This is a genomic window from Parafannyhessea sp. (assembly GCF_051876455.1).
Lineage (GTDB): Bacteria > Actinomycetota > Coriobacteriia > Coriobacteriales > Atopobiaceae > Parafannyhessea.
The window spans coordinates 1-21,216 of sequence record NZ_JBJEHW010000167.1; the positions used below are offsets into that span (position 1 = coordinate 1).

Below are 21,216 nucleotides of genomic sequence, written 5' to 3' on the forward strand. Positions count from 1 at the left end.
AAATCATCTGATTGATTATTTTTTGATTCGCGCTAGGCAGTGCGTCTACTCGGATTGTCGGTACTTTAAGTGACCTAGCTAAAGGTATTCCTATAAGCATTACTTCGAACTATTCCTCCGAGGTCAAGCTTCTCATCGTGACATTGGGAATAGCTGTCATACATATGGCCGTTGCCTGCGCGATAAACAACGCCTGCACGATAACCTTCAGCGTTGATCAATACGCCCACGTCTGAACTTTGCCACTTCTGAATCGTTACCAAACAAAGCAATACTGCTACGGTTATCGCACAGCTCCCGAGGCATTAGATTCATTGACACTAAGATGCTCTGTTCAGATGTCCGCATGAGCTTTAGCAACGCAAATGTGAAGCTGTATGAAATCTCTGCGTAGCAGTTGGCCCGCTTCTAGGGCATCGCTGATCCTCTTCATATTGAAACGATTCTTCTGCTTCTTCCAAGCCTGGCGATACTAGAGGCCCGTTTGGGAAGCTCCGCGTGACCTGAGTTGGGTTCGGTGGGTCGTGCAATAAACCTTAATTGAACCATATTTCAGGGAATCTTTAGGTTATATTTATATAAATGTAGCAATATTATCGAACATTTAGGGTGTATTTGAAATAATTAACTTGTTGACCGAATGTTTTCCGATTTACTAGTGACAAATCAATAGATTTAGTGCATTTATGTATTAAGGCATTTTTCAGTAAGGAGTTACTCGAGAAGAGGAGACAAGACATGGCCGCTTGCTACGATGCATATCGCCGGGAAATTGAGCTTGAGTCTAGCGCATTAGTCACGCGGAGCGAAGTGGTTGGCATGTGGACCGCGGCGATGGGCCTCGGGTCGAAAATCGTTTTTGTGACTGGTGATGCTGGCGTTGGGAAGTCGTACTTCATTGAGAGCGTAATGGCATACGAGAAGAGCGTCGGAGCGCGCGTTCAACACGCATCTCTCGAAGGGTGCAGGGAATCGGAACTTGCGACCCGTTTTGGAAGGTTCGCGAGGGAAACGGTGAAGTCGTGCGAAGGTTCTCCACGCATGACTGTCTGCATTGATGATGTTCCCGCGGCGGACGAGAGGGCATATGGCCGCGTTGCGAAAGCGATCGGAAAGATGGTGAATGCCGGGTGTCGAGTACTCGTGTCGGTTAGGCCGGAGTGCGAGGGATTGATGGACGCGTTCGGGGACGCCTACGTCATCGACTCGACAAGGCTTGTTGCCCGGCCAATGAACAGTGAGCCACACCCTATGACAAATCTACTTCCAAAACTGATCGTCTCGCTTAGGGCTGATACTGCAGCTTTCAGCGGTAGCTCATGCGGAGGAACGTTCTACGACCGCGCGGTCAAGGAGATGGTGACTGCGTCGCTGAGGGCCTCCCTTGCAGAGGAGGATTTGGAACTCAGGCTGGCAATGATTCTGCTTGGGAGGGGAACCTTTGACGATGTTGTGCGTATCTGTCGTCATGCGGACGAAGAGGCCCTCGGCATCCTTGAGAGTGAGGCGCCATTCTTCGGGGTCGCGAGTCTTGACTCGGCCTTTCGAGTGGCGGCGCTGAGCAACGATGATGTCCTTCACAGTTGCCTGGCCGTACTGGATGAAACGTGCCGCAAGTTTCGGGATGTGACGCTAGGCGTCGCGGATGTTCTTGCCAGGCGCGGGCAATATCGTCGCATGGGAATTGTGCTCGAGCCAATTTGTGACTCTGCCGCGGCTGGAGAAATGGTAATGGAAAGCGGCGTAAACCTTGTTTGCGCGGGACACGTCGACCTCGTAGCTAGGGCTTCCAGGCTATTTGAAAAGCGGGATGATGATCTCGGTACATTAAAGCTCATCAATAGCCTTGCGGTTGCGGAGGTCTCGGCGAGACGGGAAGAGGTAACTCGACTGCGCGAGGCCTGTTCCGCTTTGCCAAGGCTGAGGTCTTCCGAAAAGTCCATGCTGCGCCATGCGGCAATGCTGGGGGTGTGCAGAGACGCCTTCGCGAGGTCACCCATACTGAAAGTCGAGAAGGACTTCAATCTCGATGATGAACAGATTTGCGTCATGGTAGACCACCTCGATGCGATAGAGAAAATCATCGGAGGCAAATTCCTCGAGTGCTTCGACTCCATTCTGGACAACCCGGGCAGGAAATCCTTCGATGGCATTCCGGCTGCCCTTCTGATGGATGACTTCGGAATCTGCGAAGCGCTTCTTGGGGAGGCGCCTGTTCGACAGCGGGGCTCGGCCGTATCTGACGCCGGCCGGATTCTGGTCGAGTCGGGATCGGGGAGGCTTTCTGCGCTGCACTCGGGAATGGTTTCTGCGCTACGGATCCTCATGGGGAGAGTAGCCGTATTTCCTGAAGTGGAACAAATCATAACCAAGCTCGATACGACAGGCGATGCAATCCCGGAGGCCGTTTTTCTCTGCGCCGCCGCGGTAGCCGACCTAAGGCTCAAGGCATATGCGCGTGCCAGCGTCCGCGCGAGACGTGCCGCCGATCTTGCGAGAAATGCGTCAGCGGGCTACATAGAGGCGGCTGCAAATTTGCTGGCGGATGCCGTGGAGGCCGCAACTGGGTCTGAGATTGGCGACGCGCTGGAGCCCGCCCCGTCAAGTACGACGCCTGAGATTGGCAGGCTCGTCGACCTCAGGAGGATGCTCGGCCAGGCGTCGAGGTCGGAAACCGACTATCCGATACGGCTCGACACGCTGTCGAGGGCGAATTGCTCGCGAGAGATCCTCTGGGCCCTGAACGTCCTCATGAACGATTGCGGGCTGGTGTCGCAGAACTTTAGGGAGCTCATGCCCATCAATTGGAGGAACTTCGCAACCTCATCGCTGGAATCCGTGGGCGATGCCCAGGTAGCGGAGGAGAGCCTGACGGTGGGCGGCGACGTTTCAGGTGCGGGGGAGCCAAACGAGAAGCCGGTGAGGATTAAGGTCCTGGGCACGTTCTCCGTCACCATAAACGGAAGGGAGTTGCCCACGAAGTCGCTTGGAGCGCGACGCGGTAGAAACCTCGTGTTTGCGCTTGCGCTCACGAGGGGGCACTCGCTCTCGAAGAGAGACGCGATAGAGATGATCTGGGGCGACTATGACTACGATACGGGCAACCAGAAGATCTACGAATCCGTCTGCATGGCCAGGAAGGCGCTCCGAATAAACGAGACGGACGAGCCGTTCATCCTGACGGGGCGTGGAACGGGGAGGATTTCGCTGGACATGTCTCGCGTCTCCGTGGACGTGGACGACTTCGAGAAGTGTGCCACGGCCGCCCTGGCAAACGACGGTCTGGACAAGAGCGTCATGACGATGGCGGGCAAAGCAAGGGCAATATATTCCGGAGGGATAGCGGAGGCGTTTGACGACCCGTCCGGAATCAGCACGGCGCGCGCGGAGGCGCTTGCGCGGCTGCATGCGGATGCCATGGCGGCGGGCGCGCGGGCTGCCCTGCGGGAGGGGAAGGCGTACCTCTCGTCCCAGTTTTCCAGGGAGGCGCTTGAGGACGACTGCATGCGCGAAGACGCTGTCATCTCCAACGTCATGGCATTGGGCGTACTGGGCAGGACCGCGGAGATAACGGCGGCGTATCGGCGCTATAGGGACGTTCTTCTCCGCGAGCTTCACATTACGCCCAGCAAGACGGTGTGCCAGGGCGTTGACGAGGCGCTGGGGCGCAGCGGCAGCGACCTTACGACCGAGGAGATCGACAACTTGGGCAATGACGGCGAGCCCACCTCGTAGTGCCATTTTGATGGTTGCGGGCGTCGAGGGTGCCCTGATGGCGCTCTATTGATAGAGTGAAATGTTGAATAATGCTCGCGGCCATCGTGCCGGTGAATATGCGGGGGAAGAGTATGGCAAACATTTTTGCGCGGCTCCTGTCGCGCGGCGCCGATAAGCAGCTCAAGGAGTTCGAGGCAATTGCCGAGCAGGTGAACGACTTCGAGCCTCAGATCAAAGCCCTGAGCGACGAGGAGCTGCGGGGGCAGACGGTAAAGTTTCGCGAGAGGTACGACAACGGCGAGTCGTTGGACGACCTTCTCCCCGAGGCATTTGCCACCGTCAGGGAGGCTTCGGTCAGGTCGCTTGGCATGAGGCACTTCGACGTGCAGGTGATTGGCGGCATTGCGCTGCACCGCGGCATGATCGCGGAGATGAAGACCGGCGAGGGCAAGACGCTCGTGTCCACGCTTGCCGGCTACCTGAACGCGATTCCCGGGAAGGGCGTGCACATCGTCACCGTGAACGACTACCTCGCGAAGCGCGACAGCGAGTGGATGGGCCAGGTGTACAAGTTCCTGGGAATGAGCGTCGGCATCCTCCAGAACGGGATGAAGCTCAGCCTGAAGAAGCCCGCCTACGATGCGGACGTGACGTATGGCACGAACTCGGAGTTTGGCTTCGACTACCTGAGGGACAACATGGTCGGACGCGCGGACATGCGCGTGCAGAGGGGCCACAACTTCGCCATCGTGGACGAGGTCGACTCGATCCTGATCGACGAGGCGAGGACGCCGCTCATCATCTCCGGTGCGGGCACGAAGTCTGCCAGCACGTACAAGGACTTTGCGCGCGCGGTCCGTGGCCTGACGCCTGACGTCGACTTCGAGATGGACGAGGCGAAGCACACCATCGCGGCGACGGACGAGGGCCTCCGCAAGATCGAGAGCAGGCTCGGCATCGACAACATCTACTCCGACATGTCAGGCCAGCTCGTCAACCACCTGCAGCAGGCACTGAAGGCGCAGTACATGTTCCACAGGGACCAGCAGTACGTCGTGGTGGACGGCGAGGTGAAGATCGTCGACGAGTTCACCGGCCGCATCATGGAGGGCAGGCGCTACTCCGAGGGCCTGCACCAGGCGATCGAGGCGAAGGAGAACGTCTACGTTCGCGAGGAGAACCAGACTCTCGCCACGATCACGCTGCAGAACTACTTCAGGCTGTACGACAAGCTCTCGGGCATGACGGGCACCGCAATGACCGAGGACGCCGAGTTCAGGGAGATCTACAACCTGCCCGTGCAGGTCATTCCGCCCAACAAGCCGGTCATCCGCGTGGACCACGACGACCTCGTGTACAGGACGATCGACGCCAAGTTCAACGCCGTCGCGGACGACGTGGAGAAGCGCCATGCCACTGGGCAGCCCGTGCTGGTGGGCACGGTGTCCATCGAGAGCTCCGAGCGACTCTCGAGGATCCTTGACAAGCGTGGCATCAAGCACGAGGTGCTGAACGCGAAGTTCCACGAGCGCGAGGCGCAGATCGTGGCACAGGCTGGTCGCGAGGGCGCCGTCACCATCGCCACGAACATGGCCGGTCGTGGTACCGACATCCTGCTGGGCGGCAACCCGGACGTGCTTGCCGTCGAGCGCATGAAGGCAGACGGAATCGACGTGGACGAGGGAGTCGACCCCGCGGTGCGCGAGCGCTACGTCGAGGCTGCCAAGAAGACGTGCGAGAAGGAGAAGGAGCACGTCCTCGCGGCGGGCGGCCTGTGCGTCATCGGCACCGAGAGGCACGAGAGCCGACGCATCGACAACCAGCTGCGCGGTCGTGCGGGCCGTCAGGGCGACCCCGGCGAGACGCAGTTCTACCTCTCGCTCGAGGATGACCTGATGAGGCTCTTTGGCGGAGACCGCATGGACAAGATCTCGGCGCTCATGTCGAAGTACGACATGCCGGACGACATGCCCATCCAGGCGAAGATCGTGACCAAGGCCGTGGAGGGCGCGCAGCGCAAGGTCGAGGAGATCAACTTCGCGATGCGTAAGAACGTCCTCGACTACGACGACGTCATGAACAAGCAGCGCCAGGTCATCTACGAGGAGCGCAACAAGATCCTGGACGGCAAGGACCTTGTGGCGCACATCGAGGAGGTCACGCACGACACCGTCGAGCGCAAGGTGCGCGAGTTCTGCGGCGAGGACCATGGGTCCGAGGACTGGGACCTGAAGGGGCTCCGCAAGTGGGTCGAGGAGCTGACCGGTCGCGACGACCTGCCGGAGTTCGACGAGGACCCAGACATCGACACCCTGACGGAGCAGGTGGACGACTTCGTGATCGGCTGCTACCACGAGAAGTCCAAGCGGCTTTCCGACGAGATTATGCAGCAGCTCTCCGCCCAGGTGATGCTGCGCGTCATCGACACGAGGTGGATGTCCTACCTCCAGGAGATGGACTACCTTAAGACTGGCATCGGCCTGCGCGGTTTTGGCCAGCGTGACCCCCTGGTGGAGTACAAGACCGAGGCCTATGCGGCGTTTACCGAGCTCGTGAATACGATGTACGAGGACTTCCTCAGGACGATCCTGCGTCTGGAGCTCGTGGCCCCGCTCACGGAGGACGACGGTCCCGATGACCTGCGCGGAGCAAGCTACTCTGGTCCTGCGGACGTCGACGGGGACCACGGCGGCGCGCGCAGCGCCCTCGCGCAGGGTGGCCAGGGCTCGGCTACGCACGCGGCACCCAAACATGCGGCGCCGGCGAAGCCGAGCACCTACAGGAAGGCCGACGACCCCGACCCGTACGTGGGCGTTGGCAGGAATGACCCCTGCCCCTGCGGCAGCGGCAAGAAGTTCAAGAACTGCCATGGCAGGAACCGCTAGCGAAACGTTGGAACATGGTCGACATTTCGAATGAGGACGTGAAGGGGCTCTCGGCCCGTCTGGACAAGGTCGAGAGCTACCTCCACATAGACGAGAAGAGGGGCAGGGTAGCTGAGCTCGAGCTTGAGAGCGCGCAACCCGGCTTCTGGGACGATGCCGAGCGTGCGACGAAGGCGATGGAGGAGCTCACGCGCGCGAAGGAGGACGTTTCCGCCCTCGATAACGCGCGCGCGGAGCTGGATGACGTGAGCGCCGCGCTCGAGCTTGGGCTCGAGACCTCGGACGAGGAACTTCTCGCCGAGGCGAAGACGTCCTACGACAAGCTCGTGCGGGACCTGGGCGAGCTCGAGCTCTCGACCTGGTTCACGGGGGAGTTCGACCACGGCGACGCAATCGTGACCGTGACGCCCGGGCAGGGCGGGCTCGAGGCGCAGGACTGGTGCGACATGCTCTTCCACATGTACCTGCGCTACTGTGACCGTCGCGGTTGGAAGGTGGACGTGAACGACGCGCCGGCGGCCGAGGTGATCGGGATCGACAGGGCGACGTTCACCGTATCGGGCAAGAACGCGTATGGCATGCTGCGGGCCGAGCAGGGCGTGCACCGACTGGTGAGGATCTCGCCAACGGACGACAAGAAGCGCAGGCAGACGACGTTTGCCGGCGTGGAGGTGCTGCCCGTGCTTCCCGATGACGTGACCGTGGACATAGACCCGGGCGACATCAGGGTCGACGTGTACCACGCGACCGGCCATGGCGGCCAGGGCGTGAACACGACCGACTCCGCGGTGCGCATCACGCACATTCCGACGGGTATCGTGGTGACGTGCCAGAACGAGCGTAGCCAGATCCAGAACCGCGCCATCGCCATGGGCATCCTCAAAAGCCGGCTGTACGAGCGGGCGCTCGCGGAGCGCGAGTCAGAGGTGAACGAGCTGCGCGGCCCGAAGCGCGAGATTGGCTTTGGCAACCAGATCAGGAGCTACGTGCTCTATCCCTACAAGATGGTGAAGGACCTGCGCACGGGGGTCGAGACGGGAAACGTCGACGCCGTGCTGCGGGATGGCGACCTTGACCAGTTCATCATCGGCTACCACAGATGGCGGACGAGCGAGGAGGGAAAATGAGGCTTGCAACTGACTGGCGGCGTCTCGTGAGGGACGCCCTTCTCATCGTGGGCGGCTCCGTGCTCTTCGCGATAGGCATCGACTGCTTCGAGCTTCCGAACGGCATCGCGGCCGGCGGGCTCACGGGTCTGGCGACGATCATCTATGCGGTCGGCAAGTCGGCGGGCGTGACGCTTCCCGTCGGTCTGCAGACCATCGTCATGAACATCGTCCTTCTGGCCTACGTGGTCGTCACGACGAGGGACTGGAGCTACGTTTCGAGGAGCATCGCGGGCATTCTGGTCTCGGGCTTCCTGATGGACGCGCTGAAGCCGTTCCTTCCCGTGCCGACCCAGGGCGAGCTGCTGATCTCCGCAATCTGGGGGGCGGTGTTTGTTGGGGCTGGCGTCGGCGTCGTCTTCCTTTCCGGCGGCAACACCGGCGGAACGGACATCGTGTGCCAGCTGATAGCAAAGCGGAACGGAATGCCGCTGGGCACGCTGAGCATGATCGTGGACGGCGTCATCGTGGTCGCGTCGATACCGGTGTTCTCGTTGAGAAACGCGCTGTTCGCGGGCGTGGCCATGTACATTGGCGGACGCGTGATCGACGCCGTGGTGGACGGCCCGCGCACCGCGAGGGTCGCGTACGTGATATCCGACGAGCACGAGGCCATCGCGAACCGGATCATGTATGAGCTAGGGCGCGGGTGCACCGAGCTGCAGGCGCGAGGCGTCTGGAGCGGCAACGACCGACCGGTGCTCATGTGCGTCTGCGGCCGCACGGAGACGACGCGGCTGAAGCAGATTGTGGGTGAGACGGACCCGGACGCGATCGTGATCCTGAGCGAGGTGCACGAGGCGTTTGGCGAGGGGTTCTCGCGCATAGGTGCGTAGGGGTCCTTCTCGCACGGCGTGACGCCCGTCCCCAAGGCAGCCTTCACCCCTCTGATTTATATGTGCGACGTCCGTGAGCGCGAGCGGGAGCCGCGCCGCGTTGTGTAGACTTATACAGATTCTGTCAGTATCGCTTTGTAGAAAAAGGAGCTCTTGTGGCCAACCACTTTCGCAGCAGCGAGCGGCAGGGGGACGAGAAGCCCGAGCCTCTGAGCCAGGCACCCGCGACGCCCGACCAGACGCAGGACACGGGGTCGATGGACCCGGCGTCTCGCGTGGACGAGATCGTGCGCGAGGAGACGGCCGCCGAGGCGAGCCATGTGGCGTCGCACGCGGCGCCTCGGGCGGAGTCCGGGGCGGACGACGGCTCTGACGAGCCGCAGCCTGTGACGACCGTCACCGCATCGGCGGCACCGGACGCGTCGGACGCCCAGGCGACCGGGCAGGAGGGCATCGTGGTCTCGAAGGACGCCGGCGACGTGACGGCGCAGCCCGAGACCAAGAGCGTCTTCGCACCCCTGCAGGATGGTGGTAACAGGGTCGTCCCGCACACGGGAAGGCCTACCATCTCGCTTCGAAACGTAACACTCATCTACCCGGCCCAGCCCAACAAGCCCGCCCTCGACCAGGTGAGCCTCGACATCTACCCCGGCGAGTTCGTCTTCGTCGTGGGACACTCGGGGTCCGGCAAGTCGACCCTCCTGAAGCTGCTGACGCGCGAGCTTCGCGCGACGAGCGGCAAGGTGATCGTCGCGGGCCAGGACCTGACGAAGCTTCGCGACAGGAAGGTCCCGTACCTGCGCCGCCAGATCGGCACGGTGTACCAGGACTTCAAGCTCCTGCCGGACAAGACGGTCTACGAGAACGTCGCGTTCGCGCTCGAGTGCATCGGCAAGCCGCGCGCCGTCATCAAGGTGCAGGTTCCCGAGACGCTCCGCCTCGTGGGACTTGCCGAGAAGATGGACAACTACCCCGACCAGCTCTCCGGTGGCGAGCAGCAGCGCGTGTCCGTCGCCCGAGCCATGGTCAACCGCCCGCCGCTCCTGGTGTGCGACGAGCCCACGGGCAACCTCGACCCCGCGATCTCGCTCGGCATCATGAGGCTGCTCGACCGAATCAACCGCACGGGAACGACCGTCGTCATGGCGACGCACGACCGCGAGATGGTGGACTCCATGCGCCGTCGCGTCATCGCGCTCGAGGCGGGCCACGTCGTTCGCGACCAGGAGAGGGGAGGCTACGGCTTCTATGGTGCCATCTAACATCGGATACTCGCTCCACGAGGCGTTCCGCCACTTCCGTCGCAACTGGTCGACGGTCCTGGGCGCCATCGTCACCATCTTCCTGTCGCTCTTCGTGATCGGCATGTTCGTGCTCGGCTCCGTCATGGTCGGCAACCTCGTCGGCAACGTGGAGGACCGCGTCACGATCCAGGCGTTCCTCTCGGACAGTGCCGACAAGACCGCCGTCACCGCGCTCGAGAAGAAGGTCGAGGGCTGGAAGAACGTCCAGTCGGTCACCTACAAGAGCAAGGAGCAGGCGCTCAACGAGTACAAGAAGACCATGAGCAACCGCAACGCGTCAGACGCCGTGGCGGCCCTTGACGGCGACAACCCCATCCCGGCGTCGATCGTCATCAAGCTCAAGAATCCCCAGAACGTCGAGTCCGTCGCGAAGCGGCTCATCAAGGACTCCGACTTCGCCAAGGTCGCGGACAACTCCAGCAATCCCAGCGCGTCGGTCCAGTACGGCCGCGAGACCGTGGAGCGGCTCTTCTCGGTCACGTACTATCTGAGAATAGCGGCCATCGTGCTCGTCGCCCTCCTGGCCTTCATCGCGTTCGTGTTCATCAACAACACGATCAGGCTCGCCATCTCGGCGCGCCGCCGCGAGATCGCCATCATGCGCCTGGTGGGCGCCTCCAACGGGTTCATCCGCGGGCCGTTCATGATGGAGGGCCTGCTCGAGGCGCTCATCGGCTCGGTGCTGGCGGTCGTCGCGCTGAACGCGGGGCTTTCCGTCGTGATGCCCAAGCTGCAGACGAGCCTCAAGTTCCTCTCGTTCAACCTGCCGACCAACGTGCTCGTTGGCACGTACGTGGGCCTGATCGTTATCGGCATGCTCCTGGGCATGTTTGGGTCTATGATTGCCATGAGGCGCTACCTCAAGGTCTAGGCAAGCTTCGACACACTGCCATCTGGCGAGGCGGCGCGGCCATCTGGTCACGCCGCCTCCTTTTGTTGAGGGGGACACCATGGGAAGAAAGCGCGCGCGCCACCAGAGGGGACGGCGGGGACAGTCCAAGCAGAGGAAGCCGCGCGCCCTTGTGACGGGCGTCCTGCGCGTGCTCAAGCCGGGCGTGGCCGAGCTCCACACCGCCGAGGGGACGTTCGACGTCGCGCGCGGCGGGATCCGCGAGGCCATGAGCGGGGACGAGGTCCAGGCGAGCCTCTCCTCCTCGCATGACGGCAGGCGCCTTGCGCGCGTGCAGTCCGTGCTCGTGCGCAACACGACGACCTTCGCGGGCGTGTACCGCCGCCTCGAGCCGCTCGGCGCTGTCGTGCCGCTGGACGCGCGCGTCAAGCGGGACTTCTTCGTGGTGCCGGAGGACAAGAGCCCGGAGCGCCTGGGCGTGGCCGAGGGCGACCTGGTGCGGGCCCGCATCGTGGAGTACCCCACGCGCCACTCCGCGGGCATCGTAACGATCGACGCCCGCATCGGGTCCTCGGACGACGTGGACATGAACGTCGAGTCCGTGATCGCGTCGTACGACCTCGCGACGGAGTTCCCGCAGGAGGCGCTCGACCAGGCGGAGGGCATGCGTGAGGACGTGGCCCAGGCGCTCGCGCAGGAGCCGCTGCGCCGCGACGTGCGCGACCATTGCGTCTTCACCATCGACCCGACGGACGCGCGCGACTTCGACGACGCCGTGGGCGCGCGCCGGCTAGACGACGGCTACGAGGTCGAGGTGCACATCGCGGACGTCACGCACTTCGTGGGCTGGGACACGCCCATCGACCGCGAGGCGCGCCGCCGCACCTGCTCCGTGTACCTGGTCGACCGCGTGCTGCCCATGCTCCCAGAGCGCCTCTGCAACGACGTGTGCTCGCTCCGCCCCGGCGTCGACCGCCTGTGCATGAGCGTCTTCATGCGGCTCGACGGCCGCGGCAACGTCGTGGCCGCCGACCCCGCGCCCACGGCCATACGCTCCGTCGCGCGGCTCGACTACGCGACGGTCGACCGCCTGCTCGACGGCGACGCGACCCCGGACGACCTGCCCTGCTGCGACGCCGCGGACCGCCCGCGCGTGGCGGAGTCCATCCACGTGCTGGACGAGGTGGCGGCCCTGAGGCGCGCGCGTCGCGAGGAGCGCGGCGCCATCGACTTCGACACCGCCGAGGCCAAGGTGCAGCTGGACGAGAAGGGCGTGCCCACGGGGGTGAGCGTCCGCCGCAAGACGCGGGCGACGAGCCTGGTCGAGGAGGCCATGCTGATCGCCAACGAGAGCGTGGCCAAGTTCCTCTCGGACGCGGAGGCCCCCGCGGCGTACCGCGTGCACGAGCCGCCCGCGGCGGAGGACATGCGCGCCACGCTCCCCGTGCTGCGGGAGCTGCAGCTGGTGGACGCGCCCCTCGCCGCGCGCGTCGCGGAGGGCGACCCACACGCCATCCAGGACGTGCTGCGCGCCGCCCGTGGCACCACGGGCGAGTTCCTGGCCAACTCCGTGCTGCTGCGGGCGCAGCGCCGGGCCGTCTACCTGCCCAGGAACGAGGGCCACTACGCGCTGGGCGCGCCGGCGTACTGCCACTTCACGTCGCCCATCCGCCGCTACCCGGACGACATCGTGCACCGCTCGCTCCGGGCGCTGCTCGAGGGCCACCGCACGAGCCGCGAGCAGATGCAGGTGCTGCACGTGCTGCCGCAGCTCTGCCGCACGTGCTCGGAGCGCGAGCGCCTGGCGGACGGCGCGGAGCGCGACACGCAGAACGTCAAGATGGCCGAGCTCTACAAGGGGCACGTGGGCGAGTCCTTCTCGGGCATCGTCGTGGGCGTGGAGCGCTACGGGCTCTTCGTGATGCTGGACGACACCTGCGCGGAGGGCCTCGTGCCGGTGCGCGCGCTGGGGGACGAGTGGTTCGACTTCGACGAGAAGCGCATGTGCCTCACCGGCGGCGAGTCCGGGCGCCAGTGGCGTCCTGGGCAGCGCGTGGCCGTGACCGTGACGGACGCGCGGCCGGAGCGCGGGCAGATAGACTTTGGCCTGGCGCAGGGGCGCCCTGCATCAAAGTGACGTCCCATGGGTAGCCTAGGGACATGAGCATTGGCCGCCGGCCGGGCGCAGACGCGCACGCAACCGCGGCCGTTGGAGGATTGATGGACTACACGGGAATGACCGAGGGGCTGGCACACGCCGAGTCCCTGCTGATAGAGGGGCAGAGCGCGCAGGCGCTCACGGAGCTCAGGAGAATCGCGGAGGACGCGGAGGAGTACGTGGACCGCAACTGTCCCACGACGGACGAGGTGCAGTGGTTCAGCTTCCCCACGATGTTCGAGCGGCTGGCGTACCGCCGCGTGGAGAAGGACCCGCGCGAGCTGCGCGACGTGGGCGAGCCCATGGACCGGCTCTACAACGACCTCGCGCTCGCGGCGGTGCACGAGAACGACTACGACGTCGCGACGGCCGCGCTCAAGCAGGCCGTGCGCTGGAATCCCATGGGCTGCGAGTACCGCCTCAACCTTGCGGACCTCTTCCGCATCGCCGGCGACGTGAACGAGTACCTGGCGCTCACGTACTCAGTGTTCGAGCGCGCGAGCGACGCCCGGCACCTGGCGCGCGCGTTCTCCAACTTTGCGGAGTACTTCCTCGTGCAGCAGAAGCCCCGGACCGCCGCGGCGGCCCTTCGGGCGGCACGCAGGCTGGACGTGCGCGACAAGGCCCTTGACCAGGCGCTGGGCGAGGCCGAGGGGACGGACCACGACCCCGACTCCGTGACGGACGAGGAGACGACGGACCTGCTGGCCCAGGAGGGCCTGCCCGACGGCGCAAATGCCGAGATCGCGATCTGCCTCCTGATGTGCGCGACGGACGCGGCCCAGGCCGGCCAGCAGGACGTGGCCACCAACCTGACCGTGCGCGCCCGCGACCTCGTGGGCGAGGACGCCTCCATGGCGCTGCTACGCCTGATCAGGCAGAGCGACGCGGACCTCGAGCGCGAGGCCGAGGGCAAGGCCTCCGCCCAGGGCGAGAAGGGCGATGGTGCCGATGGCAGGCGGTAAGGCCAAGGGCAAGCCCAACATCAAGGTGATATCGCGCAACCGCGTGGCGCACCACAACTACTTTATAGACGAGACGTACGAGGCGGGCATCGAGCTCACCGGCGCCGAGGTCAAGAGCCTGCGCGACCGCGCCGCGCAGATAACCGACACCTTCGTGCTCATACGCGGCGGCGAGGTCTGGCTCAACGGCATGCACATCCACCCGTACGTGAACGGCGGCGTGTGGAACCCCGACCCGGACCGCCGGCGCAAGCTCCTGCTGCACCGCCGTCAGATCGACTACCTGGAGCAGAAGCTCCGCACCAAGGGCGCCGCGATCGTGCCGCTTCAGATGTACTTTGACGAGCACAACCGCGTCAAGCTCACGATCGCGCTCGCCCACGGCAAGAAGCTGTACGACAAGCGCGCCGACATGGCCGCTCGCGACTCCGACCGCGAGATCCGCCGCGCGCTCAAGGAGCGCAGCCGGTACTGAGGGGTGCCGAGGATATACAATGTGCTCGTGAGCGGGCGCGTGGGCCCGCCACCTGACGTGCGGGTACGTGCAAGGGGGACGTGATGGACGCCAAGGCGCTGTACAAGTTTTCCTCTGGTCTGTACGTGGTCTCGGCAACGGACGCGGACGGCTCGGCCGGCTGCGTCATCAACACGGGGCTGCAGCTCACGAGCTCGCCGCTCCAGGTCGAGGTCGTGATCAACAAGCAGAACGCGACCGAGCGCAAGATTCTTTCCGCCGGCCACTTCGCGCTGTGCCCGATGGACAAGACGGCGGACATGGAGTTCGTGGGGCGCTTCGGCTTCAGGTCCTCTGCGGACTTCGACAAGTTTGCCGGCATCGCCTCCGCCACGACCACGCTGGGCGACCGCTACCCCACGGAGCACGTCTGCGCGGTGCTCGCCTGCAGGGTGGTGTCCACGCTGGACGTGGGCACGCACATGGTCTTCGTGGGAGAGGTGCTCGACGCGTCTGTCCTGGGCGACGCGGACCCGCTCACGTATTCGTACTATCATGCTGTGCTCAAGGGCAAGACGCCCCCGCGCGCGTCCTCGTACGTGGACGAAAGCGCGATCAAATCCGGGGACGGTTCCGCAAACGCGGACGACCACATAGAGAGAGGAAACACCATGGCCGACGAGAAGAAGACCTACAAGTTTGTCTGCACCGTCTGTGGCTACGAGGTGGAGGTCGACACCCCCGAGCTGCCCGAGGACTTCGTGTGCCCCGTGTGCGGCGTGGGTCCCGACCAGTTCGAGCGCGTCGACGACTAGCCTCGGCCGCCGAGTCGCAAGGATGGCACGTCCGGATGGGGTCCCTGCGGGGACCCTGTCCTTCTCGCCCAAGGACGCATGGGCGAGAAAAGCGTTGCAATCCGCCCGCGACTTTTGGGTAGACTGTTAGGGTCCAAGGCAGTTTGGGACTTTGACAGATGCATGGTGGCAATCGGCCCCAGGCACGATGTGGGGGCGACTGGTTTCGACAGGGTAGTTCTGAGGTGGGCAGCAAGCCGTGGTCTCCTCGCCACGTTAAACAGGGGTACCGTCAAATTTAATTGACAACGATTCTTATCAGGGCTATGCCCTCGCTGCTTAAATATTAACTAGCAGCCGTCAATCCCGGATATTCTCCCGCTCCGGGTGCGACGTCATTTAGGGAGATGCCTTTCGGGACGTGGTCGGTATGCCCGGAAGTAAGACCGAACCGGCTGGGGCGCTGAGCGCGTGTCGCCAGGTGCGATGCGCCCGAGACCTAACTGACGACTGAGCTTGAAGACACCTGCCAGGGGATTGCTTTGGACCGGAGTTCGATTCTCCGCGCCTCCACCATGAGTTTGCCGCGGCGTCCGTGCCTCTGCGCGGGCGCCGCTCTTCTGTATCCGCCGCGCCTTCGCGCGCCGAGCCAAAGGGGGAGCAATGTCCGAAAGCGTCGACAGGGCGGGTGTGGCGACGTCGCCGGCCCAGGGGTCCGGCACCGCGCTCGTGCTCGAGGGCGGCGGCTTCAGGTGCATGTTCACCGCGGGCGTGCTCGACGTGTTGATGGAGCACGGCATCTACGACTTCGGCAGCGTCTGGGGTGTATCGGCCGGTTCCATGAGCGCCTCGAGCTTCAAGAGCCGCCAGATCGGCAGGACGTGCCGCATCATGCTCGCGTTCCGCGACGACCGCCGCTTCATGTCGTTCTGGTCGCTCCTCACCACGGGAAACATCGCCAACGGCGAGTTCGTGTACGACGAGGTGCAGAACGTGCTCGACCCCTGCGACGTCAAGACGTTCAACGCGAATCCGCTGCGCATGTTCAGCGTGGCGTCAAACGTGATCTTTGGCACGGCGGACTACCTGGAGTGCAGGAGCTTTCCCGAGGACGTGGCCAAGGTCCAGGCGTCGGCATCCATGCCGGGCGTCTCCCAGATGGTCGAGGTCGACGGCAACCGCTACCTCGACGGCGGCACCACGGACTCCATCCCGTTCCAGACGGCGCTGGGGCTCGAGGGCGGCCGCCAGATCGACGGCTACACGCCCGCCCGCCGCGGCCTGGTGGTGCTCACGCGCGACCGCGACTACGTGAAGGGGCTGGGCAACGAGGGGCTGGTGCTGCGCAGCCACCGCTACGACTCCTACCCCTACTTCACCCACGCGCTCGAGACCCGCTACCTGCGCTACAACGCCCAGCGCGACCTGCTCTTCACCATGGAGCGCGAGGAGGACCCGCGCGTGCTCGTGATCGCGCCCAAGGAGCCCGTGACCGTGGACGTTACCGGCTCGGACGGCGCCTCCCTGCTCGCGCTCTACGTGCGCGGCCGCCGGCAGGCGGAGGAGCGGCTGGACGAGATCCGCGCGTTTCTCGCCAAATCGTGATTGTTGCACGAGCAACAGACTCTCTCGCTCGTCCAACGTAACCTCTGCTTGAACGTGATGCGGCAGGGGGGCCGCACAAGACGAGGAGAGGTGTCACATGGATCCCAAGATGTTCTGCTTCCAGTGCCAGGAGACCGCGGGCTGCAAGGGCTGCACCGTGCGAGGCGTGTGCGGCAAGTCGCCCGAGCTCGCGGCGCTGCAGGACCTGCTCGTGTACGTGACGCGCGGCCTGAGCGCCGTCACCACCGCGCTGCGCGCGCAGGGCGGCGAGGTCTCGCGCGAGGTCAACAACCTCGTGGCGACCAACATGTTCCGCACGATCACCAACGCCAACTTCGACGAGGCCGCCATCCGCGAGCGCATCGCAAAGACGCTCGAGGTCAAGGCCGAGCTCCTGGGCAAGCTGGACAACGCCCACGAGCTGCCCGCCGCCGCGCTCTGGACCGCGCCCGAGGCCGACTGGGAGGCCAAGGCGGCCACCGTGGGCGTGCTCTCCACCAAGGACGAGGACGTCCGCAGCCTGCGCGAGCTCATCACCTACGGCGTGAAGGGCCTCTCCGCCTACACCGCGCACGCGAACGTCCTGCTCAAGTACGACGAGTCCGTGGACGCCTTCATGCAGGAGGCGCTGGCCAAGACGCTGGACGACTCGCAGACCGTGGACGACCTCGTGGCGCTCACGCTCGAGCTGGGCAAGCACGGCGTGGACGGCATGGCGCTACTCGACTCCGCCAACACCAGCGCGTACGGCAACCCCGAGGTGAGCGAGGTGAGCATCGGCGTCCGCAAGAACCCGGGCATCCTCGTTTCCGGCCACGACCTGCGCGACCTCGAGATGCTCCTCGAGCAGACCCAGGGCGCCGGCGTGGACGTCTACACCCACTCCGAGATGCTCCCGGCCAACTACTACCCCGAGCTCAAGAAGTACCCCAACCTCGCGGGCAACTACGGCAACGCCTGGTGGAAGCAGACGACCGAGTTCGAGAGCTTCAACGGCCCGATCCTCATGACCACCAACTGCATCGTGCCGCCCAAGGACTCCTACAAGGGCCGCATGTTCACCACCGGCGAGGCTGGCTACCCCGGCTGCGTCCACATCGAGGCCAACGAGCAGGGCGAGAAGGACTTCACGCCGCTGATCGAGCTCGCCCGCACCTGCGAGCCCCCGACCCAGATCGAGGAGGGCACCATCGTGGGCGGCTTCGCGCACGAGCAGGTGTTCGCCCTGGCCGACCAGGTCGTGGACGCCGTCAAGACCGGCAAGATCACCAAGTTCGTGGTGATGGCGGGCTGCGACGGCCGCGCCAAGAGCCGCAGCTACTACACCGACTTCGCGAAGGCCCTGCCCGAGAGCGTCGTCATCCTCACGGCCGGCTGCGCCAAGTACAAGTACAACAAGCTCGGCCTGGGCAACGTCCCCGGCACCGGCATCCCGCGCGTGCTCGACGCCGGCCAGTGCAACGACTCCTACTCGCTCGCGCTGATCGCGCTCAAGCTCAAGGAGATCTTCGGGCTGGATGACGTGAACGACCTGCCCCTGGCCTTCAACATCGCTTGGTACGAGCAGAAGGCAGTCATCGTCCTTCTCGCCCTGCTTGCCCTGGGCGTCAAGAACATCCACCTTGGGCCGACGCTCCCCGCGTTCCTCTCGCCCAACGTGACGAAGGTGCTCGTGGACAACTTTGGCATCGGCGGCATCACCAACGTCGAGGACGACCTCAAGCTCTTCGTGGGGTAGGGTCTGCCTGACGCAAGCCAAGTGGTAGCGTGGCCGCGGCGTCGCCTTCGGGTGGCGTCGCGGCCCTTGCGTCGCGGCGGTGGGAGCGCCTGGCGCGAAGTGGTCGCTTTGTGTGGGGAAATTGAGCTTTTCTCGCCTGGGGCGTAGGTGTTGTATACTTCTAAGGCTTTTCCACTGAGCCCCGTAATCTCATAGGAAAACGCGTTTTGTTAGTAAGCACATGGAGGAGTCAAGTGAACAAGTCGACTCATTACGCCAAGAAGGGCGAGGTCCAGCGCAACTGGGTCCTCATCGACGCCGACGGCGCCACTCTTGGCCGCCTTGCCACCAAGGCTGCCATGATTCTTCGTGGCAAGAACAAGCCCCAGTACACCCCCAACACCGACACCGGTGACTTCGTGGTCGTCATCAATGCCGATAAGGTCCAGCTTACCGGCATGAAGGCGGACAAGAAGGAGTACTGGCGCTACTCCGGATGGCTCGGCGGCCTGAAGACCGAGTCCTTCAAGGAGGCCATGGAGAAGCACCCCGAGCGCGTGGTCGAGCACGCCATCAAGGGCATGCTCCCCAAGTCCAGCCTCGGCCGCCAGCAGGCGACGAAGCTCAAGGTCTACGCTGGCCCCGAGCACCCGCACGCCGCTCAGAACCCCGTCAAGATCGATCTGGAGGCTTAACCGATGGCTGACAACACCGCTGTTTACACCGGCACCGGCCGTCGCAAGGAGGCAACCGCTCGCGTTCGCCTCGTTCCCGGCACCGGCAAGGTTACCGTCAATGGCCGCGACGCCCTCAACTACTTTGGCCGTCAGCAGCTCGTTGACAACGCTCTCGCTCCGTTCCGCGTGACGGACACCGTGAACCGCTTCGACGTCCTCGCCAACTGCGATGGCGGCGGCATCAACGGCCAGTCCGGCGCACTGCGCCTGGGCATCGCCCGCGCGCTGCTGGACGCAGGCGAGTATCGCGCCGACCTCAAGAAGGCCGGCTTCCTCACCCGTGACTCCCGTGCCGTCGAGCGCAAGAAGTACGGCCTCAAGAAGGCCCGCAAGCGCCCGCAGTTCTCCAAGCGCTAAGGCCCCACTGGCTTTGCGAAGTGTTATCGGAGGGCCTGTCGACTGTGGTCGGCAGGCCCTCTTTTGGTTAAGGTTGTCATTAGGGATCGGATTCGCGCCGTGCCTCTGCGCGGACGCGAGCGAGAAGGGTCGAGCATGAAGTACTTTGGGACGGATGGCTTCCGCGGCGTCGCCAACGAGGGACTGAACGTCGAGCACGCATACAAGATCGGCCGCTTTGTGGGCTGGCACTACGGCGCGCGCGTGGGCAAGAAGGCCCGCGTGATCCTGGGCAAGGACACCAGGAGGTCGAGCTACATGTTCGAGAGCGCCCTCGTGGCGGGCCTCGTGGCGTCGGGCGCGGACGCGTACATGCTCCACGTCATCCCGACCCCGGGCCTCGCGTACGAGACTGCGGACGGCGGCTTTGACTGCGGCATCATGATTACGGCGTCGCACAACCCCTACACCGACAACGGCATCAAGCTCGTCAACACCGAGGGCTACAAGATGGAGGAGGACGTCCTCGAGCAGGTGGAGGACTACATCGACGGCAAGTTCGACGTGCCGCTGGCCACGGGCGACGCCATCGGCTGCACCGTGGACTACATGCAGGGCCGCAACCGCTACATCGCGCACCTGATCTCTTCCTGCGGCTTCAGCATGCAGGGCGTGAAGGTCGGCCTCGACTGCGCCAACGGCGCCGCGTCCTCCGTGGCGCGCCCCGTGTTCGACGCGATGGGCGCCGAGACGCACGTGATCAACAACGCGCCGAGCGGCTTCAACATCAACGTCGACTGCGGCTCCACGCACATCGAGCGCCTGCAGGACTTCGTGGTGCAGAACGGCCTGGACGTGGGCTTTGCCTATGACGGCGACGCCGACCGCTGCATCGCGGTTGACGAGCGCGGCCACGTGGTCGACGGCGACCTCATCATGTACGTGTGCGGCACCTACCTGGCAAAGCACGGCCGTCTTGCCAAGAACACCGTCGTCCCCACCGTCATGAGCAACTTCGGCTTCTTCAAGGCGCTGGACGCGGCGGGCATCGCGCACGTCTCCACCGCCGTGGGCGACAAGAACGTCTGGGCCTGCATGATGGAGAACGGCTACACGCTGGGCGGCGAGCAGTCCGGCCACATCATCTTTGGCGACCTCGAGAAGACCGGCGACGGCATCATGACGAGCCTGCGCGTGATGGAGGTCCTCGGCGCGGAGCGCGAGAAGCTCTCCGAGCTCACGAGGCCGGTCAAGCTCTACCCGCAGCTGCTCATCAACGTGCGCGTGCAGGACAAGGACGCCGTGATGGCGAGCGGGGACGTGAAGGCTGCGGTGGCGCAGGCCGAGGAGTTCCTCGAGGGCAACGGCCGCGTGCTCGTGCGCGCGTCCGGCACCGAGCCCCTGATCAGGGTGCTTGCCGAGGCGCCGACCGACGAGCTCTGCAAGAAGGCGGACGACATCGTGATCAAGGCGCTGGAGCCCTACCGCGAGCGGTAGCGACGCGCGGGGCCGCGACGGGACATGGACCGAGGCCTGCGGGCGGGTGCCAACCGGCATCCGCCCGTTCTTCTCGCGCGGTGCCCCTTTGTGGCATGTCTTTTGTGGGAGGGCGAGAAGGGCGTGGCCTCGTGCTGGTACCATAGTCAGATGACTGTGACCGACCATGCGCGCTGGGCGCGCACCAAGGAGGCA

At 64.3% G+C, this 21,216-nt stretch carries 15 protein-coding genes, 1 other RNA gene and 1 pseudogene; all 17 read left to right on the forward strand.

Translation table 11 applies throughout. The features are described 5' to 3' along the window. Positions 1–738: 738 nt before the first annotated feature. The 17 genes and pseudogenes from ACI38Z_RS07310 (at position 739) to glmM (ending at position 21,021) form a co-directional block, all read left to right on the forward strand. A complete protein-coding gene (locus ACI38Z_RS07310; protein WP_439789533.1) occupies positions 739–3,735 on the forward strand; it encodes an AfsR/SARP family transcriptional regulator in 2,997 nt (998 codons plus the stop codon). 113 nt (positions 3,736–3,848) lie between these two features. Next, the gene (gene secA, locus ACI38Z_RS07315; protein ID WP_439789534.1) at positions 3,849–6,602 is read left to right on the forward strand and encodes a preprotein translocase subunit SecA; all 2,754 of its coding nucleotides are present in this window, start codon (positions 3,849–3,851) and stop codon (positions 6,600–6,602) included. Positions 6,603–6,616: 14 nt separating this feature from the next. Then, complete coding sequence (prfB, locus tag ACI38Z_RS07320; RefSeq protein ID WP_439789535.1) at positions 6,617–7,729, forward strand: peptide chain release factor 2; 1,113 nt, start codon at positions 6,617–6,619, stop codon at positions 7,727–7,729. Then, positions 7,726–8,604: a YitT family protein gene (locus tag ACI38Z_RS07325; RefSeq protein ID WP_439789536.1), complete on the forward strand. Its 879-nt coding sequence runs from the start codon at positions 7,726–7,728 to the stop codon at positions 8,602–8,604. The genes prfB and ACI38Z_RS07325 overlap by 4 nt, the downstream gene beginning before the upstream one ends. Before the next feature lie 155 nt (positions 8,605–8,759). Next, positions 8,760–9,866 (forward strand): cell division ATP-binding protein FtsE, encoded by a 1,107-nt coding sequence (gene ftsE, locus ACI38Z_RS07330; protein ID WP_439789537.1) that lies wholly within the window; start codon positions 8,760–8,762, stop codon positions 9,864–9,866. Continuing rightward, a complete protein-coding gene (ftsX, locus tag ACI38Z_RS07335; protein WP_439789538.1) occupies positions 9,853–10,779 on the forward strand; it encodes a permease-like cell division protein FtsX in 927 nt (308 codons plus the stop codon). The genes ftsE and ftsX overlap by 14 nt, the downstream gene beginning before the upstream one ends. 79 nt (positions 10,780–10,858) lie before the next feature. Beyond that, positions 10,859–12,895: a ribonuclease R gene (rnr, locus tag ACI38Z_RS07340; RefSeq protein ID WP_439789539.1), complete on the forward strand. Its 2,037-nt coding sequence runs from the start codon at positions 10,859–10,861 to the stop codon at positions 12,893–12,895. Positions 12,896–12,978: 83 nt separating this feature from the next. Continuing rightward, a complete protein-coding gene (locus tag ACI38Z_RS07345) occupies positions 12,979–13,881 on the forward strand; it encodes a hypothetical protein (RefSeq protein WP_439789540.1) in 903 nt (300 codons plus the stop codon). After that, the gene (gene smpB / locus ACI38Z_RS07350; RefSeq protein ID WP_439789541.1) at positions 13,868–14,356 is read left to right on the forward strand and encodes an SsrA-binding protein SmpB; all 489 of its coding nucleotides are present in this window, start codon (positions 13,868–13,870) and stop codon (positions 14,354–14,356) included. The genes ACI38Z_RS07345 and smpB overlap by 14 nt, the downstream gene beginning before the upstream one ends. A gap of 83 nt (positions 14,357–14,439) precedes the next feature. Further along, positions 14,440–14,871 (forward strand): annotated as a pseudogene (locus tag ACI38Z_RS07355) (flavin reductase family protein); the annotation flags it as partial. Positions 14,872–15,006: 135 nt separating this feature from the next. After that, positions 15,007–15,150 (forward strand): rubredoxin-like domain-containing protein, encoded by a 144-nt coding sequence (locus ACI38Z_RS07360; protein ID WP_439789562.1) that lies wholly within the window; start codon positions 15,007–15,009, stop codon positions 15,148–15,150. 191 nt (positions 15,151–15,341) lie between these two features. Further along, positions 15,342–15,705: a transfer-messenger RNA gene (gene ssrA / locus ACI38Z_RS07365) on the forward strand. An 87-nt stretch (positions 15,706–15,792) separates the two neighbouring features. After that, positions 15,793–16,734 carry a patatin-like phospholipase family protein gene (locus tag ACI38Z_RS07370; protein ID WP_439789542.1) on the forward strand — a complete coding sequence of 314 codons (942 nt, stop codon included), beginning with the start codon at positions 15,793–15,795 and terminating at the stop codon, positions 16,732–16,734. Positions 16,735–16,831: 97 nt separating this feature from the next. Then, the gene (gene hcp, locus ACI38Z_RS07375; RefSeq protein ID WP_439789543.1) at positions 16,832–18,472 is read left to right on the forward strand and encodes a hydroxylamine reductase; all 1,641 of its coding nucleotides are present in this window, start codon (positions 16,832–16,834) and stop codon (positions 18,470–18,472) included. Positions 18,473–18,705: 233 nt separating this feature from the next. Further along, on the forward strand, positions 18,706–19,146 hold the full coding sequence (gene rplM / locus ACI38Z_RS07380; protein WP_439789544.1) for a 50S ribosomal protein L13: 441 nt from the start codon (positions 18,706–18,708) through the stop codon (positions 19,144–19,146). Between the two features lie 3 nt (positions 19,147–19,149). Then, complete coding sequence (rpsI, locus tag ACI38Z_RS07385; protein ID WP_439789545.1) at positions 19,150–19,545, forward strand: 30S ribosomal protein S9; 396 nt, start codon at positions 19,150–19,152, stop codon at positions 19,543–19,545. Between the two features lie 135 nt (positions 19,546–19,680). Continuing rightward, the gene (gene glmM / locus ACI38Z_RS07390) at positions 19,681–21,021 is read left to right on the forward strand and encodes a phosphoglucosamine mutase (protein WP_439789546.1); all 1,341 of its coding nucleotides are present in this window, start codon (positions 19,681–19,683) and stop codon (positions 21,019–21,021) included. The last annotated feature ends 195 nt before the right edge of the window (positions 21,022–21,216 follow it).

Bases quoted from the DNA above. Each gene is read 5' to 3' on its own strand.
- ACI38Z_RS07310 (WP_439789533.1), top strand. From the start codon at position 739: ATGGCCGCTTGCTACGATGCATATCGCCGGGAAATTGAGCTTGAGTCT.
- secA (WP_439789534.1), top strand. From the start codon at position 3,849: ATGGCAAACATTTTTGCGCGGCTCCTGTCGCGCGGCGCCGATAAGCAG.
- prfB (WP_439789535.1), top strand. From the start codon at position 6,617: ATGGTCGACATTTCGAATGAGGACGTGAAGGGGCTCTCGGCCCGTCTG.
- ACI38Z_RS07325 (WP_439789536.1), top strand. From the start codon at position 7,726: ATGAGGCTTGCAACTGACTGGCGGCGTCTCGTGAGGGACGCCCTTCTC.
- ftsX (WP_439789538.1), top strand. From the start codon at position 9,853: ATGGTGCCATCTAACATCGGATACTCGCTCCACGAGGCGTTCCGCCAC.
- rnr (WP_439789539.1), top strand. From the start codon at position 10,859: ATGGGAAGAAAGCGCGCGCGCCACCAGAGGGGACGGCGGGGACAGTCC.
- ACI38Z_RS07345 (WP_439789540.1), top strand. From the start codon at position 12,979: ATGGACTACACGGGAATGACCGAGGGGCTGGCACACGCCGAGTCCCTG.
- smpB (WP_439789541.1), top strand. From the start codon at position 13,868: ATGGCAGGCGGTAAGGCCAAGGGCAAGCCCAACATCAAGGTGATATCG.
- ACI38Z_RS07360 (WP_439789562.1), top strand. From the start codon at position 15,007: ATGGCCGACGAGAAGAAGACCTACAAGTTTGTCTGCACCGTCTGTGGC.
- ACI38Z_RS07370 (WP_439789542.1), top strand. From the start codon at position 15,793: ATGTCCGAAAGCGTCGACAGGGCGGGTGTGGCGACGTCGCCGGCCCAG.
- hcp (WP_439789543.1), top strand. From the start codon at position 16,832: ATGGATCCCAAGATGTTCTGCTTCCAGTGCCAGGAGACCGCGGGCTGC.
- rpsI (WP_439789545.1), top strand. From the start codon at position 19,150: ATGGCTGACAACACCGCTGTTTACACCGGCACCGGCCGTCGCAAGGAG.
- glmM (WP_439789546.1), top strand. From the start codon at position 19,681: ATGAAGTACTTTGGGACGGATGGCTTCCGCGGCGTCGCCAACGAGGGA.